A 17,459-nucleotide genomic window follows, 5' to 3' on the forward strand; every position below is an offset into this window, starting at 1 on the left:
ATTGGGGGTAAAAGATATGGTTAATGAAAAGGTACTAGATCTTGCAAATAAGATTAGTAGGGTAAAACGTGGTACAAAATCAGAAATTAAGCCTGAACATCCAGAATACAAAATTTTAGAACCTGTTGTTACAGAAGAAATGGCAGAAACAGCACTTTGCCTTGAACTACGTAAACCAAAGAGTGCTAAAGAAATTGCATTAGAGTGTGGTAAATCTTTAGAGGAAACCGAGAAACTTTTATGGAAGTTAGCTGTTGACGGTGTAGCATTTGTAGGGAAAATTGATGGAGTTGACAAGTACTGGCATGATATTTGGGTTCCAGGACATATGGAGATGATGGTTAATAATAAGGAAAATGTAAAAAAGTATCCTCAAATTGCTTGGGCTTTTGAGGAATATGGAAGAAAAAAAGGACCTATGGCAGCGGGAATGTTTCCTGTAGGTGTAGGACCTATGCGAGTTATACCAATTGAGACATCAATAGAAGGGGAAACGAGAAGAGCATCCTATGAAGAGGTTTCAAAATATCTTAATGAAAATACTATTTTCTCAGTTTCGGATTGCTCCTGCCGTACATCAAGAGAAGCCATGGGAGAAGGGTGCGGTCATTTAAAGGAAGATATGTGTATTCAGATGGGACATGCTGCTGAATACTATATTCGTACAGGTAGAGGACGAGAGATTACTCGTGAAGAGGCTTTTGAAATTATTAAAAAAGCTGAAGAAAATGGCTTAATGCACAGTATACCAAATACAGACGGTCCAGGAAAAACTCATGCTATTTGTAACTGTTGTGGGTGCTCATGTTTTGCACTAAGAATTGCAGGTATGTTCATTAATAATGATATGGTGCGTTCAAATTATATTTCTAGGGTGGATCAAGAAAAGTGCGTTGCCTGTGGAGAATGTGTTGAAGTCTGTCCTGTAAATGCATTGAAATTAGGTCAGAAATTATGTTCTAAAACCCCAATAATTAAAAAAGAGAGAGAGGATCTCCCATCTAATACGGAATGGGGACCAGATAAGTGGAATGAAGACTATCGTATTAATAGAGAAAATGTGATGGACACTGGAACAAGTCCTTGTAAAACAAATTGTCCAGCGCATATTTCTGTTCAAGGATACATTAAGCTAGCATCTCAGGGAAGGTATAAAGAAGCTCTTGAACTTATCAAACATGAAAATCCATTCCCAGCAGTATGTGGACGTATATGTCCAAGAAAATGTGAAACTGAATGTACAAGAGGGGATATTGACGATCCAGTTGCTGTAGATGAAATCAAAAAGTTTATTGCAGAGCAGGATTTAAATATGGAGAATCGCTATATACCAAAATTGAGACATGAATATGGGAAGAAAATTGCCATTATTGGTTCTGGACCTTCAGGTCTTTCTTGTGCTTACTATTTAGCAATTGACGGTTACAAGGTAACTGTATTTGAAAAACAAAAGGCTCTTGGAGGCATGCTTACACTTGGAATACCATCTTATAGGCTGGAAAAAGAAGTAGTAAATGCAGAAATAGATATTTTAAAAGAATTAGGCATAGAATTTAAAATGGGTGTTGAAGTAGGTAAAGATGTAAGCCTTAAAGATTTAAGAAATCAAGGCTATGAAGCATTTTATCTTGCAATTGGTGCTCAAACAGGTAGGAATCTTGGTATAGAAGGTGAGGACGCAAAAGGGGTTATTACCGGAGTTGACTTTCTTCGAGAGGTAAACTTAGGTAATGAAATAAAGCTTGAAGGTGATGTTGTTGTAATTGGTGGAGGTAATGTTGCAATAGATGTTGCAAGAACTGCTACAAGGGTTGGATCTTCAAAAGTTGACATGTATTGTTTAGAAAGCCTAAAAGAAATGCCAGCTCTTGAAGAAGAAATTGAAGAAGCGGTATCAGAAGATATTGTAATCAATAATTCTTGGGGACCGAAAAGAATCCTTCAAGAAGATGGTAGAGTTACAGGTATAGAGTTTAAAAAATGTATCTCAGTTTTCGACAAAGATGGAAGATTTAGTCCTGTGTTTGACGAAAATGAAATTAAGATTATAAAGACTAATAATATCTTAATTTCAGTAGGTCAAGGAATAGATTGGTCAAACTTGTTAGAAGAAAGCAAGATAGAACTTAATGCAAATAAAACAATAAAAGTGGATTCATTCACTCTTCAAACAGGGGAAATGGATGTATTTGCTGGTGGAGATGCAATGACAGGACCTAAGTTTGCTATTGATGCTATTGCCTTAGGTAAAGAAGGCGCAATTTCAATACATCGTTATGTTCAAAAGGGACAAAGTTTAGTCAACGGACGTGATAGAAGAGAATATCATGCCTTTGATAAAGAAACCTTGAATCTTGAAGGATATGACAATATTCCAAGACAAAAGGTAGATCATGTAGATGGCGCTAAGTCTAAAGAATCTTTTAAAGATTTACGTAACACATTTACACAAGAACAAATTGAGCTTGAGACAAAGCGTTGCCTTGGCTGTGGTGCTACAACTGTAGATGAATACATGTGTGTAGGCTGTGGGGCGTGTACAACTAGATGTAAGTTTGATGCAATTTCACTTGTGAAAAAGTATGACGCTGAAAGTGTACCACTTGAAAAGCTTAAACCTATAGTTCTTAAAACTATGATTAAGCGTAAAGGTAGAATTACAGTTAAAAAGGTTAATAGGTTTGTAAATGGTATCTTTTCTTAAGATAGAATAAAATAAAAGACAAAAGGGGACGTTAAGTTCCCTATAGTCTTTAAATTTAAAAGTATAGAGGTGATTTCATTGCATGAAGTAGGAGTTTTAATTGAAGTTGTAAAGAAGGTTGAAGATATCGCAAAAACAAATAGACTCACAAAAATTGATACATTAGTGCTACAAATTGGAGAGCTTTCCTCAATGATTCCAAGATATATAGAAGCGTGCTACCCAGCGGCAGTAGATGGAACGTTACTTCAAGATACGAAATTGAGAATTGAGATATTGCCAGGAAATTGTATTTGCAAAAGTTGCAATAAAGTATTTAATTTGCTTGAAAATAATAGCAAATGTCCAAATTGTGAAGGTGGATACTGGGATTTATTAAGTGGAAAAGAGTTTATGATAAAGGAAATAATTGCTTACTAAATAATGTAAATATAAAGCAGTCCTTAAATTATTAAAGTTTCTTTGATATCTATAATAATTTCATTAATAATTTCCTTTATTTCAAGATTTCTTGTGCCAGGAATAAAAATATTATGTTTTCGTAGTGGAATGATATATTTAATACAATCCATTTTAAAAATAGATTGTGTTATGGATGCAGATATTTCACTATTAACGCCACCATTGCATATAACTCCAATGGGTCCTATGATACAGTCTATATTTTGTCTATCACAAAAAGAACATATGGCCTTTTCACCAGTAATACCAACGTTAGCTCCAGCTCTAACCATGTTAGATGTAGCAATAGTGTTAGTACCTAAACCAATTATGTAGATTTCTTTTGGAATTTCTTTACGGATCCTTTTGATAACTGTTTGTCCTAGTCCTGCCCCTTGAGCATCAATAACTGCGATTTTCATAATAAGCAAAGCCTCCAAGTAATAATATTAAAAAGTAATGAATGGTTAATTGTACTAATATTTTGTATAATGTAATTATAAATGCAAAATACAATAAAGTACAATAGAATAATTTATTGGAGTGTGTAATAATGAAAATAAAGAGAGTGACACAAGGGTTAGATGGAAATGAAGATTGTAGTGATGAAATTAAAGAATTATTAAATAAAAAAAGGGTGTATATGATAAATATAATGGGCTCACCGGGAGCTGGGAAAACTAGTCTAATAATTAAATTAATTAATGAACTAAAAGATGAGTATAACATAGGTGTTATTGAAGGGGACATAGCAGGACAAATTGATGCTGAAAAGATTGATGCATTAGGAATTCCAGTGGTTCAGCTCAATATTGAGGGTGATTGTCATATTGAAGCTTTGTCAATTAAAAACATTATCCAGTATTTTAATTTAGATGAAATAGATCTTATTTTCATTGAAAATGTGGGGAACTTAGTTTGCCCTGCAGAATTTGATGTAGGTGAAGATTTAAAAATGGCTATTTTAAGTGTTCCAGAAGGAGACGATAAGCCAGAAAAATATCCTTTGATGTTTACCATAACTGATGCAATAATAATAGGTAAGTATGACATGATTGAACACTTTGAATTTGATGATAATAAGGTAGAAATTGTTACTAATAGTTATAATCCAAGTGCCGAAGTATTCAGAGTATCTACAAGGACAGGTGAAGGAATAGAAGACTTAGTTAAGTATATGAAAAGAACAATTAATCTTAAGAAAAATAAACATTAGATGAACTATAAGGTGAGTTTATTTGACAGAAATACCAATATGATTTAAACTATTTTAAGTAAGGCGAATCTTACTTAAAGTGTTAGCAGTAAAAATATCTTTCTTAAATTTGCATAATTTAATAACTATTAAGATTAAACCACGAAGGTTTTAGCCTCTTTTTTTAGTTTGAAGAAGGAGCTTAGTTTTTCGTGGTTTTTATATTTTTATCATGGTTAAGGGAGGATATGATTTGTGAATAATATAACTTATGCAATGAAAAAAGGAGTACAGTTTATTTTAATTATATTTTTGTTGTCTATAACTGTATTTTATATGGCAAGGCTATCACCTGGTGACCCTTTAGCATCTTATTATGGAGAAGGTGTTAAAAGGATGAATACTACACAAAAACTAGAGGCAATGAAAAGACTAGGATTAAATGAACCTATATATAAACAGTATATTAGCTGGTTATCAAATGCTGCTCATGGAGAACTTGGGATATCCTATAAATATAAGCAAGATGTTGTAATAGTGATTGAAAACGTGTACAAAAATACAATTATTCTAGGTGGACTTTCTTATGTTCTCACTTTTTTGTTTGCTTTGCTTTTGGGTATATTTTGTGCATTACATGAAGACAAGCTTATTGATAAAGTTATCTGTAAAGTAGGTATTGTAACCACCTCTATTCCACCATTTTGGATAGCGCTGGTGCTTATATTAGTTTTTAGTATTAATTTAAAAATATTACCTTCAAGTGGTGCATACGCAATGGGTCAATCGAAAAATTATATAAGTCGAATGGAACATCTTGTACTACCTTTAACTGTTATGATATTAAGTCACCTTTGGTATTATGCATATATTATTCGAAATAAGCTGGTAGAAGAAATGAGACAGGATTATGTACTATTATGTAAAGTTAAAGGCTTAAGTAAAAAGAAAATTATTTATAAAGATTGTTTAAGAAATATTATGCCCTCTTATGTTAGCCTTATGGCAATGTCTGTACCGCATATTCTAGGAGGAACTTATGTTGTAGAAAAGGTCTTTTCTTACCCAGGGCTTGGAACACTTTCTTTTGAAAGTGCTAAGTATCATGATTATAACATGCTTATGGTGCTCTGCCTTATAACGGGGATATTAGTTGTTTTTTCAAATATTATGGCAGAGGTTATTAATGATAAAATAGATCCTAGAATGAAGCGTAGTGGGGGTGAGGATGAATGGAACAAAAATGCAGTGACTTTGAAATAGTTGGAGAAAGTTATCTTTTAGAAGAGATGGATATTGACAAGAGAGAAGGTTTTAAAAAGGATTTAAAGGGGAAACCTTATATATCTATTGGAGTACTTTTTCTAATTGTATTAGGCTGCATCTTTCCAAGGGTAATGACGAATTTAGATCCTACTTATATGGATCTTAGCAATATTAATGTGGCTCCCAATGGTACTTTTTATTTTGGTACAGATTCATTAGGTAGAGATATATTTACTATGATTTGGTATGGTGGAAGGGTGTCCTTATTTATTGGAATACTTGCCACGTTTATATCAACAACTATTGCGGTTATATATGGAAGTATCAGTGGTTTTGCACCGCAAGTTGTAGATGATATGATGATGCGGTTTACTGAAATAGCCATTAGCATACCATCCATTTTAATAGTGATTTTTATTCAGGCAATGATAGGACAAGCAAATCCAGTATCTATATCCATTGTAATTGGAATTACTAGTTGGATGAATATTTCTAAGATAGTACGAATCGAAGTAAGGCAACTTAGAAATAGTGAATATATTTTATCTGCAAGATATTCTGGAGGTAAGTTCTTTTATATTTTAAAGAGGCATTTGCTACCAAACTTTATTTCATCAATAATGTTTATGGTAGTAACCAATATCGGAAGTGTTATTGCTACAGAGTCGACTTTGAGCTTTTTAGGAATAGGACTACCTATTGAAATTATATCATGGGGGAGCATGCTCTCTTTAGCAGAAAAGGCATTATTATCGAATTATTGGTGGATTATATTGATTCCAGGTATATTTTTAGTAATGACATTGGTGTGCATTACTAACATAGGAAATTATATTAGGAAGAAAAATAATAAAGAATTTAGTAATTTATAAAGATATAAAGTGAAATATTAATTGCAATATTGTAATTTAATATAAATTAATTTTACTATATGAGGAGGATAATTATGAAATTTAATAAGTTGATGATTTTAGGTTGTGCCTTGACTATGAGTATGTTTTTAATGGTGGGCTGTAATACCGAAAACAAAATATCATCAAAGGAAAAGGTTTTAGTTTATGGAAGTGGAGACTATTCAAGTATTAATCCAGCATTATATGAGCATGGGGAAATTAATTCTCTTATTTTTACTGGCCTTACATCTCATGACAAAGATAACAATATTGTTCCCTCACTAGCAAAAAGCTGGGACAATGATAAAGCTACAAATACATATACATTTAAGTTAAAAGACAATGTTAAATGGCATGATGGTAAAGCTTTTTCTGCAGAGGATGTAAAATTTACTCTAGAAACAATTATGGATCCTAAAAATGATTCGGAAATAGCATCAAATTATGAAGATATTGAAGAAATTGAAGTTGAAGATAAAAATACAATAAAAATAAGATTAAAAGCACCTAATGTAGCAATGCTTGATTATTTAACAATAGGTATATTACCAAAGCACCTTTTAGAAGGAAAAGACATTGCAACAGATGAGTTTAATCAATTTCCAATTGGAACAGGTCCTTTTAAAATGGAAGCTTGGGATAAAGGACAAAGTATTACTCTTGAAAAAAATAAAGATTTCTACGATAAGGAACCTGAAATTGATAAAATAGTTTTTAAAATTGTGGAAGATACTAAAGCAAGAGCACTTCAATTAAAGTCTGGAGAGCTAGATTTAGCACAGGTTACACCTCATGATGTTGAAAAATTTAAAAACAATAAGGATTTTCTTGTATATGATATAAAGACATCAGATTATAGAGGGATTATGTATAACTTTAATAGTCCTATATTTAAAAATAATAAGGGATTACCAAATGCCTTAAGTTATGCTATTGATAGAAAGGCTATTTTAGATAGTGTTGTATTAGGATATGGAGAGATAGCTTACTCACCACTCCAAGGTGGAGAATATAACAACACCAATATGGAAAAGTTCGACTATAACCCCAAAAAGGCTAAAGAGATGCTTGAAACTACAGGTTGGAAAATTTCAACAGATGGTATATATGAAAAGGATGGTACTAAATTATCATTTACCACAAACTGTAGTGAGGGAGATCGGGTAAGAATAGATATTGCAAATATTTGTAGTCAACAATTCAAAGAAATTGGTGTAGATATGAAAGTTGCTGTACTACCTAAAATTGATTGGGAAAACCAAGATGCATTCCTTATTGGTTGGGGAAGTCCATTTGATCCAGATGATCATACTTATAAAGTATTTGGAACAGATAAGGGAAATAATTATAATAGTTATTCAAATGCCAAAGTTGATGAGTTATTAATTAAGGCAAGAGAAACGGATGTGAAGGATGAGAGATTAAAATATTATAAAGAGTTCCAAATGGAGCTTACTAAAGATATGCCATATACATTTATCACATACATGGATGCATTATATGTTGCAAAACCTAATATAAAGGGTATGACAGAAGAAACAATATTAGGACATCATGGTGTAGGTATATTTTGGAATATAACAGATTGGACACTTGAGTAAACAATATAAAATGGAACTACAAAGTCATTTTAGGTGATTTTGTAGTTTTTAATAGGTAGGTGTGATTATGGGGGATTTGTTAAAAGTAAATAAATTATCTGTAAGTTTTAGAACTAAAGAAGGCGAGTTGCAAGCGGTAAGAGATGTTTCTTTTACTCTTAAAGAAGGGGAGGTTCTAGCAATACTTGGTGAATCGGGATGCGGTAAATCTGTATTATCTAAAAGTATCTTACGTATACTCCCAAAGAATGGGGTTATAAAAAGTGGAGAGGTTATTTTTAATGAAAAAGACTTAACAAGCTTATCAGAAAAAGACATGGATAAGGTTAGAAGCAAGGACATATCTATGATATTTCAAGATCCTATGACTTCTTTAAATCCTACCATGTCTGTTGGTAATCAAATTATGGAAGTCATACTAGTTCATGAAAAGATAAGTAAAAGCGAAGCAAAAAAGAAGAGCATAGAACTTATGGAACTTGTAGGAATTGATTATGGGGAAAAGAGATTTAATCAATATCCACATCATTTATCTGGAGGAATTGGACAAAGAATTGTTATTGCTATAGCTCTTGCTTGTAATCCAAAAGTATTGATTGCGGATGAACCAACCACTGCTTTAGATGTGACTATTCAGGCACAAATATTGGAGCTTATTCGCGAATTACAACAAAAAACTAATATATCGGTGATTTTTATAACCCATGATTTAGGAGTAGTTGCTAATTTGGCTCAAAGAATTGCTGTTATGTATGCTGGAAAGATTGTTGAGATAGGTACAGTTAAAGATATCTTTTATGATCCAAGACATCCATATACTTGGGCACTTATGTCTTGCTTACCTAAAATAGATTCTGATGATGAATTTTTGAATTTCATACCAGGAATGCCACCTAATTTATTAAACCCTCCAAAAGGTGATGCTTTTGCAAGTAGAAACAAGTATGCTTTGAAGATAGATTATCTAGTTGAACCACCTATGTTTAAGATAAGTGATACCCATAGTGCTTCAACCTGGCTTTTACATAAAGATGCACCAAAAATAGAGCCGCCTATTAAATTTGAAGAATGCAGAGTGATATAAAATGAAAAATGAAAAAATATTAGAAGTGAAAAATTTAAAACAATACTTTAAAGTAGATAGAAATACTATAATTAAAGCAGTTGACGATATATCTTTTGATATTTACAAAGGAGAAATATTTGGTTTGGTTGGTGAATCAGGCTCTGGGAAATCAACTACGGGTAGAAGTATTATTAATATCTATAAACAGACAAGTGGAGAAGTCTATTATAGGGAAAAGCTTATTTCAGATTCTAAAATTTATAGGGCGGAACAAAAACTTATAAATAGAAATATGCAAATTATATTTCAAGATTCAACTTCATCTTTGAATTCACGAATGACAGTAAAAGAAATTATTGAGGAACCTTTTATAATTCAAAAACTGTATAAAAAGAAAGAAGAGCGATTAGAGAAGGTTTATAAGTTAATGGATTTAGTTGGACTAGATAAGAGTTATAAGGATAAGTACCCCTATGAATGTTCAGGGGGACAGAGACAACGTATAGGAATTGCAAGGGCTCTTAGTCTTGATCCTGAATTCATCATTGCTGATGAACCTATTGCATCTTTAGATATTTCAATGCAAGCTCAGATTATCAATTTATTTAAGAAACTTCAAAAAGAGAAGGGCCTTACATGTTTATTTATTTCACATGATTTAGCAATGGTAAGGTATATCTGTAATAGAGTAGCAGTTATGTATCATGGCAAAATTGTTGAGCTTGCTGAAACTAAGGAACTATATGAAAATCCCATTCATCCTTATACCAAAGCACTATTTTCATCAATACTTGTTCCAAATCCAAGCTGCCAGGGGAAGCCACCTTATGTTAAGTATAATCCAGCTATTGATAATTGCGTAAAAGAACAAGATCAGTTATTTGAAGTGTCAGAAGGTCACTTTGTTTATGGCTGCGACTTTAAAAGATAAAATAAGAAGATGTACAAAGTGCAATAAACCCAGTAATATTGTATTATTAAACAATAGATAAGATTAGTTTTAAAAACTACACTTAAACATAAAAGATCACTATTTATAACTAATTATAAATAGTGGTCTTTTGTATTTATAGAAGATAACTAAGTAATCTTAAAGTCTTTTTAGCTACATCCTGTAGTGGAGCCACAATCTAGGCATACCATGCAAGTTCCATTTCTCATCATTCTAGTGCTAGAACAAGTAGGGCATGTACTTCCGTAGACTCTTTCTCCACCATGGGTATGGGACTTAACATCACTGTCTGAAGCTGTGTTTAAAACTTCAGGGACGTCTATTGGAGTAGAGATTGGTAAATTAAAATTTTCATAACCATCAGGTTTTATTTGGCATCTTGAGTAGTCATCATTTTCAATATCTATAACTTTACTTATAAGATCAGAAATTGAGGATACATATTTTATATATGGATGTTTTTGAACGAATCCATAAGGCTCATATTTTTGACCTCTAAGCATTCTTGCTATATCTGTAGCAGGAACATGATATTGAAGCATTACAGATATTGATTTAGATAAAGAGTTAAGTAGTCCAGTGATTATTGTGCCTTCTCTATCTGTGGTTATATATATTTCTGTAATTTCTCCCTTAGCATTTCTATTAACTGTAGTATATACTTTAACATCATCTATTTGAGCTGGATGTGTAGTTCCAGTTCTTATGCCTTCTGGTTTATCTCTTCTTGATACATTTAAAGATAAATTCATTTCATTTGCTTTTTGTAATAGCTCTTTATAACTAAGATCTTCTAGATTTAAATTTGCATCATTAAATAATGAAGTATTTAATGGCTGACTAGCTTTAGAAGAGTCTCTATAAAGAGAAATACCTTTTACACCTAGTTTCCAAGAAGTTATAACAATATCCTTAAAGTCTTCAATAGAAGCATCTTTAGGTAGATTAACAGTTTTTGAAATTGCACCAGAAATTAAGGGGGTAATAGCAGCCACCATTTTAACGTGTCCTTCTGAGGCAATATATCTCTCACCAGTACCACAAGTATTAGCAGTGTCAAATATAGCTAGATGTTCTTTTTTTAGGTGAGGTGCGCCTTCAATTTTTCCATCTACTATTTTGTCGTATTTAAAATCACCCTCAAAAACTTCTTCAGTTCTAGTTATATACTCTAATATGTCTAAAACCTCTGTTTCACTGTAGCCAAGTGCTCTTAAAGATTCTTCTATAATAGGATTTCCAAGTGTCATGTAACCTCCACCAGATAGCTTTTTATAAACTATATGGCTAAAGAAGGGTTCAATAGAAGTTGCAGCACAGTCCATAGCAAAGGAAATAGTTCCTGTTGGTGCTATTACGGAAACTTGTGCATTTCTATATCCATGACTTTCGCCAAGAGAAACAGCTTTTGACCACTCTTTCTTTAAGTTTTCACTTAAAAATTTTAGTTTATTATTTAGAAGTAAACTATGATTTACTTCTAAAGGTAAATAGTTAAGACCTTCATAAGGAGACTTTAATGCTCCAGCAACTCGTGCATGATTTTTTATTACCTTAAGCATATAAGGTTTATTTATTTCGTATTTTTCAAATGCTCCTATTTCTTTTGCCATCAAAGCTGAAATTGAGTAAGAGCGAGCTGTCATTATACCTATTAAAGAAGCTGCAATGTTACGTGCTTCTTCTGAATTATAAGGATATCCCATTACCATAAATAAAGAAGCTATGTTAGAAATACCAAGTCCTGTAGTCCTAAATAAGTGTGTTCTTCTTGCAATGTCTTCTGTTGGGAACTGTCCCCAATTTATTGAAGCTTCTAGTAATAGCTGATTTAAACTTATAATATGTAAATATCCATCTAAATCAAATTTTTTAGTGGTAGTATCATAAAATTTATAAATATTTATTGATGAAAGATTACAAGAGGTATTATCTAAAAATGCATATTCCCCACAAGGGTTAGTTGAATTCAATCTGTTATAAGGTGCGTTTAATACGCCATCTTCTCCACCAGGGCATGTGTGCCATGCATTGAAGGTATCAGAAAACTGAGGAGCAGGATCTGCACATTTCCAAGCAGATTCATTAAATAGATTCCATAAATCTTGTACTTGAATTTCTTTATTCACTCTTGAATCTACTCTACCCTTTAATTCTATAGTAGCTTCAGGATTTTTGTTTAAATCGCAAACTTTTCCCATAAATTCATCATTTATTCTTAGTGAATTGTTACTATTTTGACCAGAGACAGTTTGGTATGCTTCACCTTCAAAGTCTGCATCATATCCCATTTTACCAAGGGCTCTTACTTTGTCTTCTTCTTTAGCCTTCCAGGATATAAATTGTTCTATTTCAGGATGATCTATGTCAAGACATACCATTTTAGCTGCACGTCTTGTAGTTCCGCCAGACTTTATAGCACCAGCATTTCTATCAAAACCTTTTAAAAAGCTCATTAATCCAGAGGAATATCCACCACCAGAAAGTTTTTCTCCTTCAGCTCTTAAGCTAGAGAAGTTAGTACCGGTACCTGAACCGCCTTTAAATAGCTTTGTTTCAGTTACATACTGCTGTGAGATAGAGTGCTTTCCTAAAAGTTTATCTTCTATTGAAACTATAAAGCATGCTGAAGCTTGAGTTCTTGTATAAGAGTCAGTTGATGAAACTACAGCCTTTGTTTCTTTATCATAATAAAAGTTTCCTTGAGGTGAGCCTTTTATTCCATAACTTAAAGCAAGTCCTGTGTTAAACCATTGAGGTGAATTTGGTGCATACATTTGATTTAATAGTCCATAAACCATTTCATCATAAAATATTTCAGATTCTTCCTTAGTTTTGATTAAGTTTTCTTCTTTTAAAGACTCTACCCAAAAACTAACCATTCTGTGGGCTACCATCTTCATGCTAGTTTCTACCCCTAGCTCATTTGGAACACCAGCTTTTCTAAAATACTTTGAAGCAATTATATCACAAGCACTTTGAGAATAGCTTATAGGGAATTCTAAGTCTTTCATATCTGTAAGTACTTTTCCAGACTTATGATCTTTTAAAAGTACATTAACTTTTTTCCACTGAAATAAATCATATACAGTTTTAGTACTGTCTTTTTCTAAGGACTTTGTATAATATCTTTTAAAGACATCTTTAATTGATTCCATTTATTCAAAACACCTCCAGGTAATTTATAAAATCAAAAATCTAATAATATAGCTTTTTAACATTACAATAGAAAACTATATATAGTGTGACAATTCTGCGTACATCACTATATATAGTACTTATTCATTATATACAATATTTATTTTATAATCAATTTATATATTAAAGACATAGGGCATTTATATATGAGTAGACTGTTTTATCTTTATTTAGGTAGTTATTGCTCTTTATTTTAAAAATTATTTATACATGGTTTGTTTCGATATAATATGCTAAAATGGTTTTTATAATAGGATGATTTATAGTATGAGAGGAGAAAGTTTTATGATTAGAAATTTTGAAGATAAAAGACCCAATATACATGAAGAAGTTTTTGTAGCTGATAGCGCAGATATAATTGGAGATGTAACATTAGAAAAGAATGTTAATATATGGTTTGGAGCTGTGCTTAGAGCTGACGGAATGCCAATTTATGTAGGAGAAGGCACAAATATTCAAGATAACTGTGTAGTGCATATTCATAATGAGAAGTTTTCTACCTATATAGGGAAAAATGTAACTGTAGGTCATAGTGCTATAGTTCATGCTTGCAAGGTAGGGGATAACTGTCTTATAGGTATGGGAGCTATAATTTTAGATGGGGCTGAGATAGGTAGTAATACAATCGTTGCGGCAGGGAGCATAGTTCCTCCAGGCAAAATTATACCTTCAGGCGTTTTATGTATGGGATCACCTGTGAAAGTTTTAAGAGACCTTACAGAAGAAGAAAAATTGGAACTTATAGTTTCGGCAGAAAATTATATTAAGCTTTCAAAACAATATAAATAACTTAAGGAGCAGCTTTCGATGATAAAATTAGATGTAATGAAAAAGATGACTAAAGAAGAAAAATATAAATATATGCTAATACTTATAGAGGGACAACTTAGTTCTGAAAAAAACATTATAGCGAGTCTTTGTAATATTTCTGCTATAATTAATAGCACTATAGATAGGTGTAATTGGGTAGGATTTTATATCTATGAGGAAGAAAAAGAATCATTAGTGCTAGGTCCATTTCAAGGACGTCCAGCTTGCAATAGAATAGACTTTGGAAAAGGGGTTTGTGGCACTGCTATAAAGGAGAAAAAACCTTTAAGAATTGAAAATGTTAATGAATTTGAAGGTCATATAGCTTGTGACTCAGCTTCTAATTCTGAAATAGTTATTCCAATAATAAAGGGTGAAAAGATATATGGAGTATTAGATATAGATAGTCCAGAGGTTGGTAGATTTAGTGAACTAGAAGAGATTTATTTAAAAAAGGCAGTAGAAAAGATAGTTAAATATATTTAAAACTTAATATAAAGATATTATATAAAAAAAGGACCGCTAGGGTCCTTTTTTTATGCTGACTTTTTTTTCATTCTTATAAATACTTTAGCAATTTCATTTAATACTAATGGTATTATTGATAAGCTTCCTACAAATAACCAATCATTCATAGTAAGATCGAATACATCAAATACATTTGCAAGGAAGGGCACTGTTATTATTACATCTTGCAAGAATATACCAAATACTATAGAAAGTATTAAATATTTATTTGTAAATAATCCAACTTGGAAGATGGACTTTTCTGGATGTCTCATATTAAGTGAATGGAACAATTGAGATACACTTAATACAACAAAGGACATAGTTTGAGCATGCTGAAGGGTATCATATTTCGCTTCACCATATTTAAATGCAAATAGTGTAAGTGAACCAATTAAAATACCATTTAAAATTAAGAATATAGGAGTCCCACCAGAAAATAAGCTTTCTTTAGGATTCCTTGGTGGGTTATCCATTACATTTTTATCACCAGGATCTACACCTAAGGATAGAGCAGGCAATGTATCTGTAATAAGATTTACCCATAGTATGTGTATTGGTTTTAAAGGAGTTTCCCAAGCGAGTAATATAGCTACAAATAACGCTATTATCTCACCAAGGTTACAGGATAGTAAAAATATTATGGATTTTTTGATGTTGTTATAAATATTTCTACCTTCTTCAATAGCGGCAACTATGGTAGAAAAGTTATCATCTGTAAGGATTATGTCAGCAGCACCTTTAGCAACATCTGTACCGGTTATTCCCATGGCAACACCGATATCAGCAGCTTTTAATGAAGGTGCATCATTAACTCCATCTCCAGTCATAGAAACTGTATTTCCTTTTGACTTAAAAGCTTTAACTATTTTTACCTTATGTTCAGGGGAAACTCTAGCAAAAACTTTATAGTTATCTATTTGAGTATTTAATTCTTCTTCAGATAACCTTTCTATTTCAGGACCTGAAATACATTGTTTTAGGTCTTCTGCAATGCCTAGTTCTTTCGCTATAGCAAAAGCTGTGTTTTTGTGATCGCCGGTTATCATTATAGTTCTTATTCCAGATTTTTTGCATATAGCGATAGAATCCTTTACTTCAAGTCTTGGTGGGTCTATCATACCTACAAGGCCTATAAAAATTAAATCTGACTCTAATAAGTCTACAGGAATATCCTTGTTTGGAATAACCTTATATGCAGCACTTAATACTCTTAAAGCACTGTTAGACATAGAATTTGATGATTCCATTATTTGAGATTTAAGATCATCAGTAAGATCTTTTATTTCACCATTTATATAAACTTTAGTGCTTACTTTTAATAAATTATCTACAGCACCCTTTGTAAACACATAGTTTTCACCATTGTATTTATTTAATGTAGTCATTAGTTTTCTGTCAGATTCAAATGGAAGCTCATCTATTCTCTCATAAGTGGAATCTAATTCTTCTTTTAGTATTCCTACATTATCTCCAGCTACTAGAAGAGCTATTTCTGTAGGGTCTCCAGTACTTGAGTCTTTAGAATATGTGGCATCGTTACATAATACTAATGCATCCACTAATAGCTTTTCAGAAGACTTATTTATGTCTAATTCACTTATAGGCTTTAGTCCATCTATAGTGAAAAATTTAGTTACTGTCATTTTATTTTGAGTTAAGGTACCTGTTTTATCTGAGCATATTACGTTAACTGAACCTAATGTCTCTACAGCAGGAAGCTTTCTTACTATGGCATGTTCTTTTATCATTCTTTGTACACCCATAGCAAGAACTATAGCTACAATAGCTGGAAGTCCTTCAGGAATTGCTGCTACTGCAAGGCTAATTGCTGTAAGTAACATTTCAAAAACATCTCTTTTTTGTACTACAGATATTATGAACATAATGGCACAAATGCCAAGGGCACCTATACCAAGAACCTTACCAAGTTCAGCTAGCTTTTTTTGAAGAGGAGTCATTTCATTTCCTTCTTCATCTAGCATCTTAGCTATTTTACCTATTTCAGTGTTCATACCTGTGGAAACAGCTACACCAGTACCTCTTCCGTAGGTAACTAAAGTTGATGAGAAAGTCATATTCTTTTGATCGCCTAAGGCTATGTCTGAGCCTTCTAATACTAATTTACAATTTTTTTCTACTGGCACTGATTCACCAGTTAAGGCAGATTCCTCCACCTTCATATTGGCAGTAGTAATTAATCTTAAATCGGCTGGTATGTATCTTCCAGCATCCAGTATTATTATGTCACCAGGTACTACATTTTCGGAAGGTATTTCTGTTGAAACCCCATCTCTTTTAACAATAGCTTTTGGTGTAGAAAGCTTTTTTAATGCTTCTAGAGCCTTCTCAGCCTTGGATTCTTGAACAGTTCCTACAATGGCATTGATGAATATAACCAATAAAATTATTATGGCGTCACTTATTTCCCCCATTATACCAGAAACTAAAGCAGCTACTAAAAGTATAAATATCATAGGATCTTTAAGTTGAGACATAAATATTTGGATTCCTGTTTTTTTAGGTTTAGAAGCTAGTTTGTTTTCACCATACTTTTCTAGGCGAGACTTAGCCTCATTGGAGGATAAACCCTTAGATGGGTCTACTTCTAGTTCTTTAAGGGTATCTTCAATTGTTTTTTTAAACCACATGAATTTTTAATCTCCTTTCTGAAAATCATAAATTTATTTATTATAAAAGCATCTTATAGCTATTATAACCTATTAATAACTTAATAGTATAAATGGTAAACATCATTAAAAAAGACCTATGCATAACTGAAATGTTACACATAAGTCTTACTATTTAATACAAAACCAGATGTTT

The 17,459-nt window shown here is 32.2% G+C and carries 13 protein-coding genes; 10 read left to right on the forward strand and 3 right to left on the reverse strand.

Going from position 1 to position 17,459, the window contains the following annotated elements:
* Positions 1-16: 16 nt before the first annotated feature.
* Together BD821_RS07525 and BD821_RS07530 are read left to right on the forward strand one after the other, a co-directional pair.
* Positions 17-2,704: an FAD-dependent oxidoreductase gene (locus tag BD821_RS07525; protein WP_104409951.1), complete on the forward strand. Its 2,688-nt coding sequence runs from the start codon at positions 17-19 to the stop codon at positions 2,702-2,704.
* Between the two features lie 78 nt (positions 2,705-2,782).
* Positions 2,783-3,124 (forward strand): hydrogenase maturation nickel metallochaperone HypA/HybF, encoded by a 342-nt coding sequence (locus tag BD821_RS07530; RefSeq protein ID WP_104409952.1) that lies wholly within the window; start codon positions 2,783-2,785, stop codon positions 3,122-3,124.
* A 23-nt stretch (positions 3,125-3,147) separates the two neighbouring features.
* Here BD821_RS07530 and BD821_RS07535 read toward each other — a convergent pair whose 3' ends face one another.
* A complete protein-coding gene (locus BD821_RS07535) occupies positions 3,148-3,567 on the reverse strand; it encodes a DUF3842 family protein (RefSeq protein ID WP_104409953.1) in 420 nt (139 codons plus the stop codon).
* A gap of 131 nt (positions 3,568-3,698) precedes the next feature.
* Here BD821_RS07535 and hypB point away from each other — a divergent pair, with 131 nt between their 5' ends.
* The 6 genes from hypB (at position 3,699) to BD821_RS07565 (ending at position 10,097) form a co-directional block, all read left to right on the forward strand.
* Entirely contained in the window at positions 3,699-4,361 is a 663-nt protein-coding gene (gene hypB / locus BD821_RS07540) for a hydrogenase nickel incorporation protein HypB (protein WP_104409954.1), read from the forward strand.
* A gap of 234 nt (positions 4,362-4,595) precedes the next feature.
* Positions 4,596-5,603 (forward strand): ABC transporter permease, encoded by a 1,008-nt coding sequence (locus BD821_RS07545; RefSeq protein WP_341456784.1) that lies wholly within the window; start codon positions 4,596-4,598, stop codon positions 5,601-5,603.
* Positions 5,573-6,478 carry an ABC transporter permease gene (locus BD821_RS07550; protein ID WP_104409955.1) on the forward strand — a complete coding sequence of 302 codons (906 nt, stop codon included), beginning with the start codon at positions 5,573-5,575 and terminating at the stop codon, positions 6,476-6,478. Before BD821_RS07545 ends, BD821_RS07550 begins: the two co-directional genes overlap by 31 nt.
* Positions 6,479-6,552: 74 nt before the next feature.
* Positions 6,553-8,100, forward strand: a complete 1,548-nt coding sequence (locus BD821_RS07555) for an ABC transporter substrate-binding protein (RefSeq protein ID WP_104409956.1) — start codon at positions 6,553-6,555, stop codon at positions 8,098-8,100.
* Between the two features lie 67 nt (positions 8,101-8,167).
* The gene (locus tag BD821_RS07560; protein ID WP_104409957.1) at positions 8,168-9,184 is read left to right on the forward strand and encodes an ABC transporter ATP-binding protein; all 1,017 of its coding nucleotides are present in this window, start codon (positions 8,168-8,170) and stop codon (positions 9,182-9,184) included.
* A 1-nt stretch (position 9,185) separates the two neighbouring features.
* Positions 9,186-10,097, forward strand: coding sequence for an ATP-binding cassette domain-containing protein (locus tag BD821_RS07565; protein WP_104409958.1), 912 nt, complete (start codon positions 9,186-9,188; stop codon positions 10,095-10,097).
* A 170-nt stretch (positions 10,098-10,267) separates the two neighbouring features.
* Here the strand turns inward: BD821_RS07565 and BD821_RS07570 are convergent, their stop codons facing one another.
* The gene (locus BD821_RS07570; protein ID WP_104409959.1) at positions 10,268-13,276 is read right to left on the reverse strand and encodes a vitamin B12-dependent ribonucleotide reductase; all 3,009 of its coding nucleotides are present in this window, start codon (positions 13,274-13,276) and stop codon (positions 10,268-10,270) included.
* Positions 13,277-13,601: 325 nt separating this feature from the next.
* Here BD821_RS07570 and BD821_RS07575 point away from each other — a divergent pair, with 325 nt between their 5' ends.
* On the forward strand, positions 13,602-14,105 hold the full coding sequence (locus BD821_RS07575) for a gamma carbonic anhydrase family protein (RefSeq protein ID WP_029452941.1): 504 nt from the start codon (positions 13,602-13,604) through the stop codon (positions 14,103-14,105).
* Between the two features lie 18 nt (positions 14,106-14,123).
* Positions 14,124-14,612, forward strand: a complete 489-nt coding sequence (locus BD821_RS07580) for a GAF domain-containing protein (RefSeq protein ID WP_104409960.1) — start codon at positions 14,124-14,126, stop codon at positions 14,610-14,612.
* A 50-nt stretch (positions 14,613-14,662) separates the two neighbouring features.
* Here BD821_RS07580 and BD821_RS07585 read toward each other — a convergent pair whose 3' ends face one another.
* Positions 14,663-17,284, reverse strand: a complete 2,622-nt coding sequence (locus BD821_RS07585) for a calcium-translocating P-type ATPase, PMCA-type (protein WP_104409961.1) — start codon at positions 17,282-17,284, stop codon at positions 14,663-14,665.
* Positions 17,285-17,459: the final 175 nt, after the last annotated feature.

Source organism: Clostridium algidicarnis DSM 15099, from assembly GCF_002934235.1.
GTDB lineage: Bacteria > Bacillota > Clostridia > Clostridiales > Clostridiaceae > Clostridium_L > Clostridium_L algidicarnis.

Excerpts from the sequence above, each read along its gene's own strand:
- BD821_RS07525 (WP_104409951.1), top strand. The coding sequence starts at position 17 with ATGGTTAATGAAAAGGTACTAGATCTTGCAAATAAGATTAGTAGGGTA.
- BD821_RS07535 (WP_104409953.1), bottom strand. The coding sequence starts at position 3,567 with ATGAAAATCGCAGTTATTGATGCTCAAGGGGCAGGACTAGGACAAACA.
- hypB (WP_104409954.1), top strand. The coding sequence starts at position 3,699 with ATGAAAATAAAGAGAGTGACACAAGGGTTAGATGGAAATGAAGATTGT.
- BD821_RS07550 (WP_104409955.1), top strand. The coding sequence starts at position 5,573 with ATGGAACAAAAATGCAGTGACTTTGAAATAGTTGGAGAAAGTTATCTT.
- BD821_RS07555 (WP_104409956.1), top strand. The coding sequence starts at position 6,553 with ATGAAATTTAATAAGTTGATGATTTTAGGTTGTGCCTTGACTATGAGT.
- BD821_RS07560 (WP_104409957.1), top strand. The coding sequence starts at position 8,168 with ATGGGGGATTTGTTAAAAGTAAATAAATTATCTGTAAGTTTTAGAACT.
- BD821_RS07565 (WP_104409958.1), top strand. The coding sequence starts at position 9,186 with ATGAAAAATGAAAAAATATTAGAAGTGAAAAATTTAAAACAATACTTT.
- BD821_RS07570 (WP_104409959.1), bottom strand. The coding sequence starts at position 13,276 with ATGGAATCAATTAAAGATGTCTTTAAAAGATATTATACAAAGTCCTTA.
- BD821_RS07575 (WP_029452941.1), top strand. The coding sequence starts at position 13,602 with ATGATTAGAAATTTTGAAGATAAAAGACCCAATATACATGAAGAAGTT.
- BD821_RS07580 (WP_104409960.1), top strand. The coding sequence starts at position 14,124 with ATGATAAAATTAGATGTAATGAAAAAGATGACTAAAGAAGAAAAATAT.
- BD821_RS07585 (WP_104409961.1), bottom strand. The coding sequence starts at position 17,284 with ATGTGGTTTAAAAAAACAATTGAAGATACCCTTAAAGAACTAGAAGTA.